Raw genomic sequence first — 19,211 nt, 5'->3', positions numbered from 1 at the left:
GCCACGCTGGAATGACGTTTGCTGGAGTTTCGCCATGAGCGCCCCCACCCCCTTGCCCCCCCTCGAATCCCCCACCCGCCCGGTGCGTTTCATGCACCAAGGTGAGGTCCACACCGTCCAAGGCCTGCCCCCCACCACCACGGTGCTGCAATGGTTGCGTGAACATGCGCACTGCACCGGCACCAAGGAAGGGTGCGCCGAGGGAGACTGCGGCGCTTGCACCGTGGTGCTCGGCCAGCCCGATGCCAGCGCACCCGGCGGCGTGGCGCTCAAAAGCGTCAACGCCTGCATCCAGTTCCTGCCGACGCTCAATGGCCAGGCCCTGTTCACTGTGGAAGACGTGGCGGCCACCAACGGCGGCCAGGCCCACCCCTGCCAGCAGGCCCTGGTCGATTGCCATGGCTCGCAATGCGGCTTCTGCACGCCCGGCTTCGTGATGTCGCTGTGGCACATGTACCAGCACCACGAGCACCCTGTCTCGCGCGAGGACGCGGCCGACGCGCTCAGCGGCAACCTGTGCCGCTGCACCGGCTACCGCCCCATCCTGGACGCCGCCGATCAGATGTACAAGGCGCCCCGCATCGCGCTGGACCTGGCGCCCGTGGCCGACGCCCTGCAACGTCTGGCAGCCGAGGACACCGGCACCTTCTTCTACGAAGCGCGCGATGCGGCCGATCCAGGCCGCAAGGTGCGCTTCATCGCACCGCGCACGCTGCCTGAACTGGCCCGCTGGAGAGCTGCCTTGCCCGAGGCTCGTCTGCTGGCCGGCGCCACCGACATCGGCCTGTGGGTGACCAAGCAGTTCCGCGCCCTGGGCGACATCCTTTACCTGGGCCGTGTTGAAGAACTGAAGGCCATCAACCCCTGGGGCCCTCCTGAGGCCCCGCAAGGGCTGGAGATCAACGCGGGCGCCTCGCTGGAAGACGCCTGGCGCCTGCTGGCCAGGCACGTGCCCGCGTTGCGCGAGATCTGGCTGCGCTTCGCCTCGCCACCCGTGCGCCACGCCGGCACGCTGGGCGGCAACATCGCCAACGGCTCCCCGATCGGCGACAGTGCCCCGGTGCTGCTGACCATGGGTGCCGAGATCGTGCTGCGCCACGGCGATGCCACACGCACCATGCCCTTGTCCGAGTTCTACCTGGACTACATGAAGAACGCGCTGCAGCCGGGCGAGCTGGTGCAGGCGCTGCGCGTGCCGCTGCCCGCTGCCGGCTCTGCCCTGCGCGCCTACAAGGTCAGCAAGCGCCGCGACAGCGACATCTCTGCCGTGTGCGCCGGCCTGTGGCTGCGCCTGGAGGGGGACACCATCGCCGAGGCCCGCGTGGCCTTCGGCGGCATGGCAGCCACCGCGCGCCGCGCCCTGAAGACTGAGGCCGCCCTGGTCGGCCAGCCGTGGACGGAGGCCACGATGCGCACCGCCCAAGCCGCACTGGCCCAGGATTTCACCCCCCTGAGTGACATGCGCGCCTCGGCGGCGTATCGTCAGCGTGTGGCGGCCAACCTGCTGGAACGCTGGTGGCTCGAAACCCGCCCGGCCTCGCCGCTGCGGGCCGATGTCATCCAGGTCTGGCCCGCCACGGTCTGAGCGCGAAAGGCACCCACCATGAACCAGACCGTCGAACCCTTCCTGAAACAGGCCGCCACCGCGGCCGGCCAGAGCAAGCCACACGAATCCGCGCACCTGCACGTCACCGGCAGCGCGCCCTACACAGACGACATCCTCGAGCTGACCGGCACCCTGCACTGCGCCCTGGGCCTGTCCCCCGTGGCGCACGGGCAGTTGCTGGGCATCGACCTGGATGCCGTCAAGGCCATGCCCGGCGTGGTGGCCGTGATCACCGCCGCCGACATCCCGGGCCGCAATGATTGCGGGGCCATCACGCACGACGACCCCATCCTGGCCGATGGCGAGCTGATGTACCTGGGCCAGCCCGTGTTCGCCGTGCTGTCGGCCGACCGCGAGGCCGCGCGCCGCGCCGCCGCCACGGCCGCCAAGGTGATCCGCTTCAAGGAACTGCCCGCGCTGCTGACCCCGCAGGAAGGCCACGCGGCCCAGGACTACGTGGTGCCGCCCATGCACATGGTGCGGGGCGATGCCGCCACCGCGCTGGCCGCCGCCCCCCACCGCATGGACCTGCACGTGGACCTGGGCGGGCAGGAGCAGTTCTATCTGGAAGGCCAGATCTCCTACGCCGTGCCGCGCGAGAACGACGGCATGCTGGTGTACTGCTCCACTCAGCACCCCAGCGAGATGCAGCACCACATCGCCGTGGCGCTGGGCCTGCACTCGCACCACGTGCAGATCGAATGCCGGCGCATGGGCGGCGGCTTCGGCGGCAAGGAGTCGCAATCGGGCGTGTTCGCGTGCATTGCCGCGGTGGCGGCCCGCAAGCTCAAGCGCCCCGTGAAGCTGCGGCCTGACCGCGACGACGATTTCATGATCACCGGCAGGCGCCACTGCTTCTATCACGACATGGCCCTGGGCTATGACGACGAGGGCCGCGTGCTGGGCACCGAGGTGAGCATGGTGTCGCGCGCGGGCTTCTCGGCCGATCTGTCCGCCCCCGTGATGGGCCGCGCGCTGTGCCACTTCGACAACGCCTACTGGCTGCCCCACGTGGCCATGCACGGCTTCTGCGCCCGCACGCACACGCAGAGCAACACGGCCTTCCGCGGCTTCGGCGGCCCGCAAGGCGCCTTCGCCATCGAGTACGCGCTCGATTCCATCGCCCGCCAGTTGGGCAAGGACGCGCTCGATGTGCGACTGGCCAACCTGTACGGCGTGGACACCAACAACGTCACGCCCTATGGCCAGGTGGTCGAGGACAACGTGCTGCAGCCCCTGCTGGGCGAGCTGATCGCCAGCAGCGACTACCGCGCGCGCCGCGAGGCCATCGCCGCCTTCAACGCGGGCAGCCCCGTGCTCAAGAAGGGCCTGGCGCTCACGCCGCTGAAGTTCGGCATCTCCTTCAACGTGGTGCACCTGAACCAGGCCGGCGCATTGGTGCATGTGTACACCGACGGCAGCGTGCTGGTGAACCACGGCGGCACCGAAATGGGGCAAGGCCTGAACACCAAGGTGGCGCAGATGGTGGCGCACACGCTGGGCCTGAGCCTTGGCCGCGTGCGCGTGACCGCCACCGACACGCACAAGGTGGTCAACACCTCGGCCACGGCCGCCTCCACTGGCACCGACCTGAACGGCAAGGCCGCGCAGGATGCCGCGCTGACCATCCGCAAGCGCCTGACGCAGTTCCTGGCCGACAGGCACCAGGTGCCGGCCGAGAGCATCCAGTTCGCCAACGACTGTGTCGAAGTGGCCGGCAACGCCCTGCCCTTCAATGTGGTGGTGACGGAGGCCTACATGGCGCGCGTGCAGCTGTGGTCCGACGGCTTCTACACCACGCCCAAGCTGCACTGGGACCGCGAGACCATGCAGGGCCACCCGTTCTACTACTTCGCCTATGGCGCGGCCTGCAGCGAGGTGCTGGTGGACACGCTCACCGGCGAATGGAAGCTGCTGCGCGCCGACGTGCTGCATGACGTCGGCCAGTCCATCAACCCCGCGCTGGACATCGGTCAGGTCGAGGGCGCCTTCATCCAGGGCATGGGCTGGCTGACCACCGAAGAGCTCTACTGGCATCCCAAGACGGGCAAGCTGCTGACACACGCGCCCTCCACCTACAAGATCCCGACCGCCAGCGACTGCCCTGAAGACTTCCGCGTCAAGCTGTTCGACAACCGCAATGTGGAGGACACCGTGTACCGCTCTAAGGCGGTGGGTGAACCGCCATTGCTGCTGCCCTTCTCGGTGTTCTTCGCGCTGCGCGATGCGGTGTCCAGCGTGGGCGGGCACAAGGTGAACCCGCCGCTGCGGGCGCCGGCCACATCGGAAGCCCTGCTGGATGCGATCGATGCCGTGAAGGCGGCTCAAGCCAAGGCCTGAGGTTGGCGGGCCTGCCATGAACGCCCTCAGCAACACCGCCTTGCACCAGGCCGCACGCCAATGGCTGGCCGATGGCACGCCCGCGCTGGTGGTGCAGGTGCGCGAGGTGCGCGGCTCCACCCCGCGCGAAACCGACGCGCGCATGCTGGTGAGCACCGACGACGCCCAGGGCACCATCGGTGGGGGCCATCTGGAATGGCAGGCCATCGCGATGGCGCGCCAGGCCTTGCGTGAGCACGCTCAGGGCAAGGCACAAGGCATGGCACTCGCCGCCTGGACGCACACCTTCGCGCTGGGCCCCACCCTGGGCCAGTGCTGCGGCGGTGTCGTGGTGCTGGCCTTCGAGCCACTGGATCCTGCAGCACTCGCATGCTGGCCCGCCGTGGCCCCACGCTTTCGGCTGGACCTGCATGGCGCCGGCCATGTCGGCCAGGCCATCGTCAAGCTGCTGGCCGACATCGACTGCGAGGTGCGCTGGATCGATCAGCGCCTGGACGATTCGCCGCAAGCCCTGCCTGGCGACGACGCCACGCTGGGCCTGCCGAGCGGCCGAGCGCTGGCCGACCTGCCAGCGCACATCCGCTGCCTGCCTACCGAAGATGCCGCCGCCGAGGTCGCCCATGCGCCACCAGCCAGCCTGCACCTGGTACTCACCCACCGCCATGACCTGGACCTGACCATCGTCGATGCACTGCTGCGCCGCGAAGACGTGCGCCAGGGCCGTGCCTGGATCGGCCTGATCGGTTCCCGTACCAAGCGTGCGGCTTTCGAGCACCGCCTTCAGGCACGAGGCCATGCGCCCGAGCTGATCGCCCGCATCGCCTGCCCCATCGGCCTGCCGGGCATCGTCGGCAAGGAGCCCGCCGTGATCGCCGTGTCGGTGGTCGCCCAACTGCTGCAACTGGCTCCACCAGCCGCGGACCACAACGCCAACAAGCCCGCATGACCTCGCCCGACGACACCCCGACCCTGCTGATCAAGGACGCCGAGTGCGTCGCCACCATGGACGACCAGGGCACCGAATGGCGCCAGGCCAGCGTGCTGATCCGGGGCAAGGAGATCATCGCCGCGGGGCCCACGCACACCCTGCCTGCCGAACTGCTGGCCCGCGCCACGCGCACCATCGACGCGCGTGGCCATGTCGTGATCCCCGGCCTGGTCAACACCCACCACCACATGTTCCAGAGCCTGACGCGCGCCATCCCGGCCGCGCAGAACGCGGAGCTGTTCGGCTGGCTGCGCACGCTCTACCCGATCTGGTCAGGCCTCACGCCCGACATGGTGCACACGTCCACCCAGCTGGCCATGGCCGAGCTGCTGCACAGCGGCTGCACCACCAGCAGCGATCACCTTTACCTCTACCCCAACGGCGTTCGGCTGGACGACAGCATCGCGGCGGCCCAGGCCATCGGCATGCGCTTTCACGCCAGCCGGGGGTCGATGAGCGTGGGCGAGAGTGAAGGCGGCCTGCCACCAGACCGTCTGGTCGAGCGCGAGGCCGACATCCTGCGTGATTCGCAGCGCCTGATCGACACCCACCACGACAGCGACCGCCTCGCGATGGTGCGCATCGCACTGGCGCCGTGCTCGCCGTTCTCGGTCAGCCCCGATCTGATGCGCGAATCCGCCGTGCTGGCCCGAGCGGCCAAGCGCGGCGTGCGCCTGCACACCCACCTGGCCGAGAACGACCACGACGTGGCCTACAGCCTGGAGCGCTTCAAGCTCACGCCCACCGAGTACGCCGAATCACTGGGCTGGCTGGGCGACGACGTGTGGCATGCCCACTGCGTGAAGCTCGACGACCACGGCATCAGCCGCTTCGCTGCCACCCGCACGGGCGTGGCGCACTGCCCCTGCAGCAACATGCGGCTGGCCTCGGGCATCGCGCCAGTGCGGAGCATGGTCAATGCGGGCGTGCCCGTGGGCCTGGGGGTGGATGGATCGGCCAGCAACGATGCGGGCCACCTGATGGCCGAGGCGCGCCAGGCCATGCTGCTGGCGCGCGTGGGCCGCAGCCTGGCGCCTTTCGGCTGTGACCATGGACCTTCTGACATGAGTGCGCGCGATGCCTTGCGCCTGGCCACGCGGGGTGGCGCCGAGGTGCTGGGCCGCGACGACATCGGCCAGATCGCACCGGGCCTGGCAGCGGACCTGGCCATATTCGATCTGCGCACGCTGGCGATGGCTGGCGGTGCGGTGCATGACCCGGTGGCATCGCTGCTGTTCTGCCACAGCGTCAGCACCGCGTGGACCATCGTCAATGGCCGCGTCGTGGCCGACCATGGCGAACTCACCTTGATCGACCAGGGGCCGATGGTGGAGCGGCACAACAAGCTGGCGCGGCGGCTGGCCGGCATCTGAATCGGCGCAGAGCCCCTCGGTCAGATGCCCGCGTCGTGATGCGGCGTGCCGTCGTCATCCTCTGCCCACCAGGGTGCACGCGAGGCCCAGTGCATGTGCAGGCCCACGCGGCTGCCGACATCCCCTTCCAGCAAACCCGCACGCAGCCGCAATACGCCAGGCAGCGAGGCCCGTCGGCTGAACAAGGGTGAACCGCAACGCCGGCAGAAGCAGCGCTGCTTGTCTTCGGACGAGTCGTAGACCTGGACCAAATCCTCACCACTCAGCCAGTGCAGCTGGCTGGTCTGGATCGGCAGGTTGGTTGCAAACGGCCCACCTTGCGCACGGCGGCATTGGCTGCAGTGGCAGACCTGGACCGGCGGCATCGCACCGTGCACGGTGAAGCGGATGCCGCCACACAGGCAGCTGCCCCGGTACAAGGGTTCGGCGACAGGCGTGGATGAAGGCTCGGTGCTCATGCACCAAGCCTACCTCATCACCACGGCATCACACCGGCCTCACACCGGCCTCACTTGGGCGCGCCGGCCTGGTACCACTTGCCCAGCTCGGCCCGCTCAGCATCGGTGATCTGCGTGGCATTGTTCAGCGGCATGGCCTTGAGCACCACCGCCTGCTGGTAGATCTGCTGCGCATGCTGGCTGACCAGCTCGGGCGTGTGAAGCATCACCCCCTTGTTGGCCAGCGCGGCACTGTGGCACATCACGCAGCGCTGGGCCACGATGGCCTGCACCTGCTGGAACTGCGACAAGGGCGCGGCTGGCACCGCGGCCGGCACGGCCTGTGCAGCCGATGAGGCCGCATCGCCTGACGCGGATGCCCCGGATGCCGCAGGTGCAGCCGCCACCGCCACCGCTGGCACGGCAGGCGTTGCGGCAGGCACCACGGGCGCCGGCTTGGGCGCCAGCCACACCGCCACGCCCAGCAGCACCACCACGCCGGCCACGGCCCAATGCCACGGCGCGGCCACACCGGCCACCTCCGTCTTGTGGCGTGCCACGAAGAACTGGCGGATCAAGGCGCCGGCCAGCATGATCAACACCAGCACCAACCAGTTCTGCGGGTGGCTGTAGGCCCAGCTGTAGTGGTTGCTCAGCATTGCGAACAGCACGGGCAGCGTGAAGTAGGTGTTGTGCACGCTGCGCTGCTTGCCGCGCTGGCCATGCACCGGGTCCACCGGCTGGCCCGCCTTCATCGATGCGATCACCTTGCGCTGGCCAGGGATGATCCAGAAGAACACGTTGGCGCTCATGCTCGTGGCCATCATCGCGCCCACCAGCAGGAAGGCGGCGCGGCCAGCGAACAGCTGGCAGGCCAGCCACGCGGCGAACACCACCACCGCGAACAGCACCATGCCCACCACCTCGTCGCCCTTGGGGCCCTTGCCCAAGGTGCGGCACACCAGGTCGTAGACGATCCAGAAGCCGGCCAGGAAGCCCAGGGCAGCGCCCACCGCCACGCCAGGCGACCAGTCGTACACCGACTTGTCGATCAGGAAGGTGCCCGCGTTGAACAGGTACACCACCGTGAACAGCGCGAAGCCGGTCAGCCAGGTGGAATAGCTTTCCCAGTAGAACCAGTGCAGGTTGCTGGGCAGGTTCTTCGGCGCACCCAGGTACTTCTGCGGGTTGTAGAAACCGCCGCCGTGCACAGCCCACAGCTCACCGCCCACGCCCTTGTCGCGCAGGGCCGGGTCGGTGGGCGGCGTCAGGCTGTTGTCCAGCATGACGAAATAGAACGACGAGCCGATCCACGCGACCGCCACGATCACATGGGCCCATTTCAGCAGCAGGTTGGCCCAGTCGAGCGCATAACCCAGCAGGGGAGACATCTCCATCATCACGAACGCTTCCGATCAACTGCCACGGTAGGTGGAATACGACCACGGGCTCACCAGCAGCGGCACGTGGTAATGCGATTGCCCATCGGCGATGCCGAAATCCAGCGGCACCTTGCCCAGGAAGGGCGGCGTGGGCAAGGGGGTGCCACGCGCACGGAAGTAGCCGTCCACGTCGAACACCAGGCGGTAGCAGCCGGGCTTGAAGTCATCGCCGCTGAGCAGCGGGCCGTCGATGCGGCCGTCGTCGTTGGTGGTCACGCTGCGCAGCGACAGCCAGCGGCCATCGGCGCAGCCTTCGGAGGTGGCTTCACGCACGTACAGCTCGATGCGCATGCCCACCGCGGGTCCGCCGAGCACGGTGTCGAGCACATGGGTCGTCAATCGACCAGAATGGGCCTCAGGCGTGCTGCCGGGCTGGGAATTTGCTTGAGACACGAAAGGATCCAATCACTGGGTTGCAAGCGGTTCACAAAACTGTATACACTTTAACCACGATGAGTGTCGCACGCAAGAAATCTGCCACAAAGGCCACCGACGAGGTGGCCCAAACAACACGCGCTTCCGTGCGAGCCGTGTCATCCACCGCCATGCCAGCCAACGACACCGAAGACGACGCGCCCTCGGGCTCCAGCACCGAACACATCGTGGTCGCGGTCACCCGCGCCATCGTCGAGCACCGACTGCTGCCCGGCGCCAAGCTGGTCGAGCAGAAGCTGGGCGATCGATTCGGCGTGTCCCGCACGATCGTGCGTCAGGCCCTGTTCAGGCTGTCGCAGCTGAAGCTGGTTCGGCTTGAACCGGCGCGGGGGGCGTTCGTCGCCGAGCCGTCGATCGAAGAAGCGCGCGAGGTGTTCGCCGTGCGCCGCATGGTCGAGGGCCAGATGGTGCGCCAGCTGATCGCCCAGCTCAAGCCGGCCGACCTGCGCCTGCTCAAGGCCCACGTGAAGGAAGAGCGCCAGGCCGTGGAGCGCATCGACGTGGCCACGCGCACCAAGCTCCTGTTCGATTTCCACGTGCGCATGGCCGAGGTGGTGGGCAACCAGGTGCTGGTCGAACTCATCCAGGAACTGGTCTCGCGCTGCTCGCTGATCACGCTGATGTACCAGTCGGCCGACGACGCCGAGGCCTCGAACGCCGAACACACCGACATCCTCGCCGCCATCGAGGCCCGCGACGCCGAACGGGCCGCGGCCCTGATCGATGAGCACCTGCTGACGGTGGCCCGCCAGCTGACAGAACGTCGCCGTGTGCCCAGCTTGCGCCTGGAAGATGCCCTCGGTAGTCCTTGATCCTGTTGCCTCCATGACCTACGACAGCACCCAGCCCTATCCCCGTGACCTGGTCGGTTACGGCCACAACCCGCCCCATGCCCGTTGGCCGGGCGGTGCCCGCATCGCCGTGCAGTTCGTGCTGAACTACGAGGAAGGCGGCGAGAACAACGTGCTGCACGGCGATCCGGGCTCGGAGCAGTTCCTCTCCGAGATCATCGGCGCGGCCAGCTTCCCGGCCCGCCACATGAGCATGGACGGCATCTACGAATATGGCTCTCGCGCCGGTGTGTGGCGCCTGCTGCGCGAGTTCGAGAAGCGTGGCCTGCCACTCACAGTGTTCGGCGTGTCCATGGCCCTGGAGCGCCACCCCGAACTCACCCAGGCCTTCGTCGACCTGGGCCACGAGATCGCCTGCCACTCCTGGCGCTGGATCCACTACCAGAACATGGACGAGGCCACCGAGCGCCAGCACATCGAGCGCGGCACCGCCATCATCAGACAGATGACCGGCGGCCTGTGGCCCCACGGCTGGTACACCGGCCGCGACAGCCCCAACACGCGCCGCCTGCTGGTCGACCACGGCGGCTACGATTACGACAGCGACTACTACGGCGACGACCTGCCCTTCTGGATGACGGTGGACAAGTCCGACGGCAGCAAGGCGCAGCAGCTGGTGATTCCCTACACGCTGGACGCCAACGACATGCGCTTCGCCTCGCCGCAGGGCTTCAACACCGGCGACCACTTCTTCGACTACCTGCGCGACAGCTTCGACGTGCTGTACGCCGAGGGTGATCCGCAAGGCCTGGACCGCCCCAAGATGCTGAGCATCGGCATGCACTGTCGCCTGCTGGGCCGGCCCGGCCGCTTCAAGGGCCTGCAGCGCTTCCTGGACCACGTGCAGGCGCACCGTGACGTCTGGGTCTGCCGCCGCATCGACATCGCCCGCCATTGGAAAACCACGCACCCATGCCCGCCCCTGCCCTGACCATACCCCAGCTCAATGCGCTGGACATCGACGCCTTCACGCAGGCGCTGGACGGCATCTACGAGCACTCGCCCTGGATCGCGCACGAGGCGTGGGCGCAGCGCCCCTTCACCAGCCTGACCGGCCTGAAGCACGCGCTGGCCCAGGTGGTGCGCCAAGCTTCGCGCGATGCGCAACTCGGCCTGATCCGCGCCCACCCCGAGCTCGCCGGCAAGGCCGCCGTGGCCGGGCAGCTCACGGCCGAATCGACCAATGAGCAGAGCAAGGCTGGCCTCACGCACTGCACGCCCGATGAGTTTGCGCGCCTGCAGCAGCTCAACGCCGATTACAAGGACCGCTTCGGCTGGCCTTTCATCCTGGCGGTGCGCGGGCCACGTGGCGCCGGCCTGAGCCGCCAGCAGATCATCGACACCTTCGCGCGCCGCCTGCGCCTGCCGGCCGATTTCGAGCTGGCCGAATGCCTGCGCAACATTCACCGCATCGCCGAGATCCGCCTGAACGACAAGTTCGGTGCAGAGCCGTTGCAGGGCAACCTGGTGCTGGGCTGGGCCGATGAGCTGGCCGTGCACAGCGAGCCGCCCTATGCCGAACAGGGCCAGCTCACCGTCACCTACCTCACGCCCGCGCACCAGGCCGCCGCCGCGCAGCTGGTGCAATGGATGAAGGACGACTGCGGCTTTGATGAGGTGAGCATTGATGCGGTCGGCAACGTCGTCGCCCGCTATCACGGCACCGATGCCTCAGCCCCGCTGCTGCTGACCGGCTCGCACTACGACACCGTGCGCAACGGCGGCAAGCACGATGGCCGGCTGGGCATCTTCGTGCCCATGGCCTGCGTGCGTGAACTGCGCCGCGCCGGCAAGCGCCTGAAGCACGGCATGGAGGTGGTCGGCTTTGCCGAAGAAGAAGGCCAGCGCTACAAGGCCACCTTCCTCGGCTCGGGCGCGCTGACCGGCGATTTCGACCCGCGCTGGCTGGACCAGGTCGATGCGGATGGCATCCCCATGCGCGACGCGATGAAGGCCGCCGGCCACAGCGGAGACCTGGCCGACATTGCCAAACTCAAGCGGGATCCAGGGCATTACCTGGGCTTCGTCGAGGTCCACATCGAACAAGGTCCCTGGCTGGACGAGATCGACCAGCCCCTGGGCGTGGTCACAGCCATCAACGGCAGCGCGCGCTACACCGGCGAGGTGATCGGCCTGGCCAGCCACGCCGGCACCACGCCCATGGACCGCCGCAAGGACGCGGCGGCTGCCGTGGCCGAGCTGGTGCTGTATGTCGAAGAGCGCGCCGCGCAGGATCTGAAGGCATCCAGCGGCCCCTCGGTGGGCACCGTGGGCGTGCTGAACGTGCCGGGCGGCTCGATCAACGTGGTGCCTGGCCGATGCCAGTTCACGCTGGACCTGCGTGCGCCGCTCGACCACCAGCGCGACAGCCTGGCCGCCGACGTGGAAGCCCGCCTGGCCGCCATCTGCGCACGGCGCGGTGTGGACTACACGCTCGAGCGCACCCTGACCGCCGCCGCAGCCCCCTCCAACCCGGCCTGGCAGGCCCGTTGGGAAACCGCCGTGCACCAGTTGGGCCTGCCCGTGGTCAAGCTGCCCAGCGGCGCCGGCCACGACGCGATGAAGCTGCACGAGGTGATGCCGCAGGCCATGCTCTTCGTGCGTGGCGGCAACGCCGGCATCAGCCACAACCCGCTCGAAACCATCACCAACGACGACGCGCAGCTGTGCGTCGACGCGTTCATGCATTTGCTGGAAGGTCTATGACCGCTGCTTCTCCTTCGACTTCGAACTACCAGGCCCTGGACGCCTGGATCGACGCCCACTTCGACGAGGAAGTGCGCTTCCTGCAGGCGCTGGTGCAGGTGCCCACCGACACCCCGCCGGGCAACAACGCCCCCCACGCCGAACGCACGGCCGAGCTGCTGCAGGCCTTCGGCTGGCAGGCCGAAAAGCACGCCGTGCCCGAGGCCGAGGTGCGCGACTACGGCCTGACCAGCCTGACCAACCTGATCGTGCGCCGCCGTTTCAGCGAGCAAGGCCGCACCGTGGCGCTCAATGCCCATGGCGATGTCGTGCCCCCTGGCGAAGGCTGGACCCACCCGCCCTACGGCGGCGAGATCGTCGATGGCAAGCTCTACGGCCGCGCCAGCGCCGTCAGCAAGAGCGACTTCGCCACCTTCAGCTTCGCGCTGCGTGCGCTGGAGGCCTTGTCCAATCAGACCGACGCGCCCAAGCTCAAAGGCGGCGTCGAATTGCACTTCACCTACGACGAAGAGTTCGGCGGTGAACTCGGCCCCGGCTGGCTGCTCAAGCAAGGCCTGACCAAGCCCGACCTGCTGATCGCCGCGGGCTTCAGTTACGAGGTCGTCACCGCGCACAACGGCTGCCTGCAGATGGAAGTGACCGTGCATGGGGTGATGGCCCACGCGGCCATCCCGCACACGGGGGTCGATGCCCTGCAGGGCGCCGTCGCCATCCTCAATGCGCTGTACGCGCAGAACACCGCCTACAAGGCCATCACGTCCACGGTGCCGGGCATCACCCACCCCTACCTGAACGTGGGCCGCATCGAAGGCGGCACCAACACCAACGTCGTGCCGGGCAAGGTGGTGCTCAAGCTCGACCGCCGCATGATCCCTGAAGAAGATCCGGTGGCGGTGGAGGCCGACATCCGCCGTGTGATCGCCGAGGCTGCGGCCACATTCCCCGGCATCACGGTGGACATCAAGCGCCTGCTGCTGGCCAACTCGCTGCAGCCGCTGCCGGGCAACCAGCCCTTGGTAGACGCCCTTCAAAAGCATGGGCAAGCCCTGTTCGGCCAGCCGATTCCCACCATGGGCACACCGCTGTACACCGATGTGCGCCTGTACTGTGCGCAAGGCGTGCCGGCCGTGATCTACGGTGCGGGGCCGCGCACCGTGTTCGAATCCAACGCCAAACGGGCCGATGAGCACCTGGTGCTCGACGACCTGCGCAAGGCGACCAAGGTGGTGGCCCGCACGCTGCTGGATCTGCTGGCATAGCGCAAACCGGCGCGCACCGTTTTGAGGCGCCTCAAAAAAGTCGACCCCTTTCGGTGTCGAGGGGTAAATCCACGGCAGCACTTGCCGAAATTCCCAATGGAGCCGATCTCCGCGCCAGCGCTGCACGCAGCCCTGCCCTGGCGCACTTTCTCTCACCACAAGCACACGGCTCTGGCTGCGCCCACCCCAGAGGGAAAGCCATGTCGTTTTTCAAGAACCTGAGCATCGTCGGGCGCCTGCGCCTGATGGCCGCCAACATCACCCTGGCCGTGCTCGCCCTGTCGGCCTACACCGGCATCGCCCACTACCACGCCTCGATGGACCAGCGCCTGGCAGCCACCCGGGCGGTCGTGGAGCAGTCCAAGAGCATCGCAGAGCGCTACGAGGCCGAGAGCAAGGCCGGCCGCATGAGCAGCGCCGAAGCCCAGGCCAAGGCCATGGCCGAGATCAAGGCCATCCGGTACGACGGCAGCGAGTACGTCTGGATCAACGACATGACACCCCGCATGGTCGCCCACCCCATCAAGCCCGCGCTCGATGGCAAGGACCTCAGCGACATGAAGGACCCGGCCGGTGTCTACCTGTTCAAGGAGTTCGTCGCCACCGTCAAGCGCAGCGGCGCGGGCTATGTGGATTACCAGTGGCCAAAGCCCGGCCAGGAGAAGCCCGAACCTAAGCGTTCCTACGTCAGCGGCTTCGCGCCCTGGGGCTGGGTGCTGGGCTCGGGCGTGTACGTGGACGCCGTCAAGGCCGAGGCGGTCAGCTTCGCCGCCGTCAGCGTGGGCGTGGGCCTGCTGGTGGGCCTGGCCGTGCTGACGCAGGTGCACTTCATGGGCCGCTCGATGCGCCGCCGGCTGGATTCGGCCTCCGAGGCGCTGACCGCCATGGCCGCCGGCGACCTGACCGCCAAGCTGCACCTGGATTCGAACGACGAGATCGGCCGCCTGCTGCACGCCGTGGCCAGCACGCGTGACGGTCTGGCCCACATGGTGCGCGAAGTGCGTGCCGGTACCGAGAGCATCAGCACCGCCAGCACGCAGATCGCCACCGGCAACCTCGACCTGTCGGCCCGCACCGAGCAGACCGCCTCCAGCCTGCAGCAGACCGCGTCCAGCATGGAAGAGCTGACCAGCACCGTGCGCCACACGGCCGACGCGGCCCGCCACGCCGACCAGCTTGCCCGCCAGGCCAGCGATTCGGCTGGCAAGGGCGGCGACATCGTCGACCAGGTCGTCAGCACCATGCAGGAGATCCACGGCTCGTCGCAGAAGATCGCCGACATCATCGGCGTGATCGACGGCATCGCCTGCCAGACCAACATCCTGGCGCTGAACGCCGCGGTGGAAGCGGCCCGGGCCGGTGAGCAGGGCCGGGGCTTTGCCGTGGTGGCTGGCGAGGTGCGGGCACTGGCCCAGCGCTCGGCCACCGCCGCACGCGAGATCAAGGGCCTGATCGGCAGCTCCGTCGAGCAGATCGCCAACGGGTCGAGCCTGGTGCAGAACGCCGGCGGCGCCATGGCCGAGATCGTCACCAACGTCAAGCGCATGAGCGACACGATCGGCGAGATCAGCACCGCCGCCAATGAACAGTCGGACGGCATCGGCCAGGTCAACACCGCCGTGACCCACCTGGACCAGATGACGCAGCAGAACGCCGCCCTGGTGGAGCAATCGGCTGCGGCCGCCGAAAGCCTGCGCGAGCAGGCCCACCGGCTGGCCTCGGCCGTGGCCGTGTTCAGGCTGGCGCAGGCGGCTTGACGCAGCGCACGGGGCCCGGCCCCGAGGTTTGAGACAATCGGGGCACCATGTCCGAGCCCCAAGCCCTGCTGCACATCTCCTTCTACAAGTTCGTCCCGCTGCCCGATGCGGACGCGATGGCCGAGCTGCTGCGTGAACTCGTCGCACCCCTGACCGGCAGCGTGCTGGTGGCCCCCGAGGGCATCAGCGGCGCGCTGGCCGCACCGGCCGACCTGCTCGACGCCTTCGAGCACGCCATGCACCACGATCCTCGGCTGCAAGGCCTGTTCAGCGACATGCCCTTCAAGCGCAGCGCCTGCGCCACCCGCCCCTTCTGGAAGGTGCGCGTGCACCGCAAGGACGAGATCGTCGCCCTGGGCGTCGAGGGCGTCACCGGCGTCGTGCCCGAGCGGGCGTCCGGCAACCACCTCGATCCACAGGCCTTCCGCGAGCTGATCGCCCAGGACGACGTGGTACTGATCGACAACCGCAACCACTTCGAATACCGCCTGGGCCGCTTCAAGCGCGCCATCGACCCCGGCGTGGGCAACTTCCGTGATTTCCCGGGCTACCTGCGCGAGCAGGCACCCCGCTGGCAGGCCGAAGGCAAGCGCGTGGCCATGTACTGCACCGGGGGCATCCGCTGCGAGAAGACCAGTGCCTGGATGCAGCGCGACCTGGGTCTGGACGTCTACCAGCTCGACGGCGGCATCATCAATTTCCTGCACACCCTGCCCGATGCGGAACGCGACTGGCAGGGCGAATGCTTTGTCTTCGACAACCGCGTGGCGCTCGATGCGCATCTGCAGGAAACCGACACCACCGCGCACGAGGTCTACAACGACACCGACGACGAGGCCTGGCGGCTCGAACGTGCGCAGCGCCTCGATTCGGTCGACCCCAAGCCGTCCAAGGGACGCCGCTGACCCGACCATGACCCGGCCAGCGCGCCCGCCCCTGCCCACGCGCGACGGCGTCAGCCCCAGCAGCGTGGCCTTGCCCAGCGGCCCCTGGGCCACGGTGCTCGACTTCATGGCAGAGCGCCTGCCGGCGGTGTCACGCGACGGGTGGCGGCAACGCATGGCCATTGGCGACGTGGTCGATGACCAGGGCCAGCCCGTGCCGCCCCACGCGCCCTACCGGCCGCAGAGCCGTCTGCACTACTGGCGTGCCCTGCCCTTCGAACACCCCATCCCGTTCGAGGAGCACATCGTCTTCCAGGACGCGCACCTGGTCATCGCCGACAAGCCGCACTTCCTGCCGCTCACGCCCAAGGGCCGTTATGTGCAAGAGACCTTGCTGGTGCGCCTGAAGCGCCGCCTGGGCATCGACACGCTGGTGCCCATGCACCGGCTGGACCGCGAAACCGCCGGCCTGGTGGCCTTCACCGTGCAACCGGCTTCACGCGATGCCTACCAGGCGCTGTTCCGCCAGCAGCAGGTGCACAAGGTCTACGAGGCCGTTGCGCCTTTTCGGGCTGATCTGCCTTTGCCGCAGCGCCACTGCAGCCGGCTGGTCGAGAGCGATCACTTCATGGCCATGACCGAGGTGCCCGGTGAGCCCAACTCGGACACGCTGATCGAATTGCTGGACACACGCCATGGCCAGGGCCTCTACAGGCTGAGCCCCCGCACCGGCAAGCGACACCAGTTGCGCGCCCACCTCCATGCGCTGGGCATCCCCATCGTGAACGACCGCATCTATCCCGTGCTGCAGCCAGCGGATGCGCCAGATGCCACGCCCAACTGGGATCACCCGCTGCAACTGCTGGCTCGCCACCTGGCCTTCACAGACCCGGTGACATGCCAGCCACGCGCCTTCACGAGCCAGCGTTCACTGGACTGGCCGCCCAGCCCGCGGCCAGCGCACGCGTGACCTGCGCGGCAGGCAACTCGCGGCACCCGCTGGTGTTCTGGCCTGCCCACAAAGGGCTGAAATCCGACGATCCCGCGGCCTCGGCCCGCGCGCGCAAGGGCGCGATGGCCCCTGTGGCCAGTGGGAAAGCCGGTGCTGCGGAGCTGATCGGGCCCAGCTCGCGCATCGCCCGGTTGACGATGCCCCGCGCGGGCCTGCCCGTGAACAGGTTCGTCAGGGCCGTTTCAACCGCGCCGTCGCTGCACAGCGCCGCCCGGTGCAAGGCACTGGTGGTGGCCTCCGGGCACAGCATGTAGGCCGTGCCCACCTGCACCCCTGCCGCACCCAGCGCACGCGCTGCGGCCACACCCTGCGCATCGGCAATACCGCCGGCCGCGATCACCGGCACGCGCACCGCACGCACGATCTGCGGCAGCAAGGCGAACAAGCCCACCTGCGTGCCGATGTCATCCGACAGGAACAGGCCACGGTGGCCACCGGCCTCCAGGCCCTGGGCCACGATGGCGTCCACGCCGCGTTCGGCCAGCCAGCGCGCCTCAGCCACCGTGGTCGCCGACGAGATCACCTTGGCGCCCCAGCTGCGCACCCGCGCCAGCAAGGCCTCGTCCGGCAGGCCGAAGTGAAAGCTCAGCACCGGTGGGCGAAACGCCTCGATCAACTCGGCCACTTCAGGGCTGAACGGACGACGGCCCGGCCCCTGAGGGATGTCGGCCTGGTCAGCCCCGAACTCACTGTAATAAGGGCTGAGCGCATCACGCCAACCGGCCTCCCGGGCTGCGTCGGACGCTGGCATGCGGTGGGCGAAGAAATTCACGTTGAAAGGCCTGGACGTGCCCGCACGGATGGCCCCCAGTTCCTTGCGCAGCGCCTCGTCAGCCAGCATGGCTGCCGGCAGCGAGCCCAGACCGCCCGCCTCGCTCACCGCAATCGCCATGGCACTGCCCTGCACACCCGCCATCGGCGCCTGGATCACAGGCAGGTCGACGCCCAGCAATTCGGTCAGTGAAGCGGCACTCATCTTGGATCCTTGTGGTCTTTCCAGCGGGAGCTCCATTGTGATCCTCGGCCGCCTTGGCAGCACATGAAGGGCCTTGGTGCCGAACCGGCGACACCAGCCCATGCAGGCCCTAAGATGCCCGGCACAAGGAGACAACCATGTTCAACGCCCTGGTCCTCGACAAGAACCCCGATTTCAGCGCCGAACTGCGCGAGGTGGACGACAGCTTCCTGCCCACCTTCCCGGACGGCGGCGGCGTCACCGTCGCCATTGAGCATTCCACGCTCAACTACAAGGATGGCCTGGCCATCACCAACAAATCGCCCGTGGTGCGCACCTGGCCCATGGTGGCAGGCATCGACGGGGCCGGCACCGTGCTGGACAGCGATCACCCGGCCTGGAAGGCCGGCGACCGCGTGGTGCTCAACGGCTTCGGCGTGGGCGAAACTCACAAGGGTTGCCTGGCCGGCAAGGCCCGCCTGCATGGCGACTGGCTGGTGCGCCTGCCCGAGGCTTTCACCACCCGCCAGGCCATGGCCATCGGCACGGCCGGCTACACCGCCATGCTGTGCGTGATGGCCCTGGAGCGACATGGGGCGCTGGCGCAACCCGCCGATGGTGAGGTGCTGGTCACGGGCGCCACCGGCGGCGTGGGCTCGGTGGCCGTGGCCCTGCTGTCCCGCCTGGGACACAAGGTGGTGGCCGCCACCGGCAAGGCCAGCGAAGAAACCTACCTGAAGGAACTGGGCGCCAGGCAGGTCATCGACCGTGCCGAACTGTCGAACGCCGGCAAGCCCCTGCAGAAGGAGCGCTGGAAGGCCGTGGTCGATGCCGTGGGCAGCCACACCCTGGTCAACGCCTGTGCCCAGACGCGCTATGGCGGCGCCGTGGCAGCCTGCGGCCTGGCCCAGGGCTTTGACCTGCCGGCCACCGTGATGCCCTTCATCCTGCGGGGCGTGGCCCTGCTGGGCGTGGACAGCGTGATGGCCCCCCTGCCCCGTCGCCAGGAGGCCTGGGCGCGCCTGGCCCGCGATCTGGACCCGAGCCTGCTGGAGCAGATCACGTCAGAAGCCCCGCTGATCGGCGCCATCCAGGCTGCGCGCGAGCTGATGGAAGGCCACGTGCGGGGACGCATCGTGGTCAGGACGCAAGGCTGAGCAGAAGGC

The 19,211-nt window shown here is 68.4% G+C and carries 16 protein-coding genes; 12 read left to right on the top strand and 4 right to left on the bottom strand.

Annotated elements, in window-relative coordinates; genetic code table 11:
- Positions 1-34: 34 nt before the first annotated feature.
- Genes xdhA through EIP75_RS12155 form a run of 4 tightly spaced genes read left to right on the top strand, consistent with a single transcriptional unit; the run spans position 35 to position 6,307 of the window.
- Positions 35-1,585 (top strand): xanthine dehydrogenase small subunit, encoded by a 1,551-nt coding sequence (gene xdhA / locus EIP75_RS12170; protein WP_125243527.1) that lies wholly within the window; start codon positions 35-37, stop codon positions 1,583-1,585.
- Between the two features lie 18 nt (positions 1,586-1,603).
- A complete protein-coding gene (xdhB, locus tag EIP75_RS12165; protein WP_125243526.1) occupies positions 1,604-3,946 on the top strand; it encodes a xanthine dehydrogenase molybdopterin binding subunit in 2,343 nt (780 codons plus the stop codon).
- Positions 3,947-3,962: 16 nt separating this feature from the next.
- Positions 3,963-4,892: a xanthine dehydrogenase accessory protein XdhC gene (gene xdhC, locus EIP75_RS12160; protein WP_125243525.1), complete on the top strand. Its 930-nt coding sequence runs from the start codon at positions 3,963-3,965 to the stop codon at positions 4,890-4,892.
- The gene (locus tag EIP75_RS12155) at positions 4,889-6,307 is read left to right on the top strand and encodes an 8-oxoguanine deaminase (RefSeq protein WP_125243524.1); all 1,419 of its coding nucleotides are present in this window, start codon (positions 4,889-4,891) and stop codon (positions 6,305-6,307) included. Before xdhC ends, EIP75_RS12155 begins: the two co-directional genes overlap by 4 nt.
- A 20-nt stretch (positions 6,308-6,327) precedes the next feature.
- Here the strand turns inward: EIP75_RS12155 and EIP75_RS12150 are convergent, their stop codons facing one another.
- Genes EIP75_RS12150 through uraH form a run of 3 tightly spaced genes read right to left on the bottom strand, consistent with a single transcriptional unit; the run spans position 6,328 to position 8,579 of the window.
- Entirely contained in the window at positions 6,328-6,765 is a 438-nt protein-coding gene (locus tag EIP75_RS12150) for a GFA family protein (protein WP_125243523.1), read from the bottom strand.
- A 50-nt stretch (positions 6,766-6,815) separates the two neighbouring features.
- Positions 6,816-8,144 (bottom strand): urate hydroxylase PuuD, encoded by a 1,329-nt coding sequence (locus EIP75_RS12145; protein WP_420797161.1) that lies wholly within the window; start codon positions 8,142-8,144, stop codon positions 6,816-6,818.
- 15 nt (positions 8,145-8,159) lie between these two features.
- Complete coding sequence (uraH, locus tag EIP75_RS12140; protein WP_274379812.1) at positions 8,160-8,579, bottom strand: hydroxyisourate hydrolase; 420 nt, start codon at positions 8,577-8,579, stop codon at positions 8,160-8,162.
- Positions 8,580-8,731: 152 nt separating this feature from the next.
- Here uraH and EIP75_RS12135 point away from each other — a divergent pair, with 152 nt between their 5' ends.
- From EIP75_RS12135 to EIP75_RS12105, 7 genes are all read left to right on the top strand, one after another.
- A complete protein-coding gene (locus tag EIP75_RS12135; RefSeq protein ID WP_125243629.1) occupies positions 8,732-9,433 on the top strand; it encodes a GntR family transcriptional regulator in 702 nt (233 codons plus the stop codon).
- Between the two features lie 13 nt (positions 9,434-9,446).
- The gene (gene puuE / locus EIP75_RS12130; protein WP_125243522.1) at positions 9,447-10,403 is read left to right on the top strand and encodes an allantoinase PuuE; all 957 of its coding nucleotides are present in this window, start codon (positions 9,447-9,449) and stop codon (positions 10,401-10,403) included.
- Positions 10,385-12,178, top strand: a complete 1,794-nt coding sequence (uraD, locus tag EIP75_RS12125) for a 2-oxo-4-hydroxy-4-carboxy-5-ureidoimidazoline decarboxylase (RefSeq protein WP_125243521.1) — start codon at positions 10,385-10,387, stop codon at positions 12,176-12,178. The genes puuE and uraD overlap by 19 nt, the downstream gene beginning before the upstream one ends.
- Complete coding sequence (locus EIP75_RS12120) at positions 12,175-13,437, top strand: M20 family metallopeptidase (protein ID WP_125243520.1); 1,263 nt, start codon at positions 12,175-12,177, stop codon at positions 13,435-13,437. Before uraD ends, EIP75_RS12120 begins: the two co-directional genes overlap by 4 nt.
- 200 nt (positions 13,438-13,637) lie before the next feature.
- Positions 13,638-15,194: a methyl-accepting chemotaxis protein gene (locus tag EIP75_RS12115; protein WP_148100968.1), complete on the top strand. Its 1,557-nt coding sequence runs from the start codon at positions 13,638-13,640 to the stop codon at positions 15,192-15,194.
- A gap of 47 nt (positions 15,195-15,241) precedes the next feature.
- Positions 15,242-16,099: an oxygen-dependent tRNA uridine(34) hydroxylase TrhO gene (gene trhO / locus EIP75_RS12110; RefSeq protein WP_125243519.1), complete on the top strand. Its 858-nt coding sequence runs from the start codon at positions 15,242-15,244 to the stop codon at positions 16,097-16,099.
- A gap of 7 nt (positions 16,100-16,106) precedes the next feature.
- Positions 16,107-17,048, top strand: a complete 942-nt coding sequence (locus EIP75_RS12105; protein WP_125243518.1) for a pseudouridine synthase — start codon at positions 16,107-16,109, stop codon at positions 17,046-17,048.
- Here the strand turns inward: EIP75_RS12105 and EIP75_RS12100 are convergent.
- Positions 16,993-18,066, bottom strand: coding sequence for an NAD(P)H-dependent flavin oxidoreductase (locus EIP75_RS12100; protein ID WP_125243517.1), 1,074 nt, complete (start codon positions 18,064-18,066; stop codon positions 16,993-16,995). The two genes, EIP75_RS12105 and EIP75_RS12100, sit on opposite strands and share 56 nt — an antisense overlap.
- A gap of 137 nt (positions 18,067-18,203) precedes the next feature.
- Here EIP75_RS12100 and acuI point away from each other — a divergent pair, with 137 nt between their 5' ends.
- Positions 18,204-19,202, top strand: a complete 999-nt coding sequence (gene acuI, locus EIP75_RS12095) for an acrylyl-CoA reductase (NADPH) (RefSeq protein WP_125243516.1) — start codon at positions 18,204-18,206, stop codon at positions 19,200-19,202.
- Positions 19,203-19,211: the final 9 nt, after the last annotated feature.

Origin of the sequence: Aquabacterium soli, assembly GCF_003933735.1 — a bacterium.
Classification (GTDB): domain Bacteria; phylum Pseudomonadota; class Gammaproteobacteria; order Burkholderiales; family Burkholderiaceae_C; genus Aquabacterium; species Aquabacterium soli.
The sequence above is the reverse complement of the archived record's forward strand: the minus strand, read 5'-3'. Positions and strand labels throughout refer to the sequence as shown.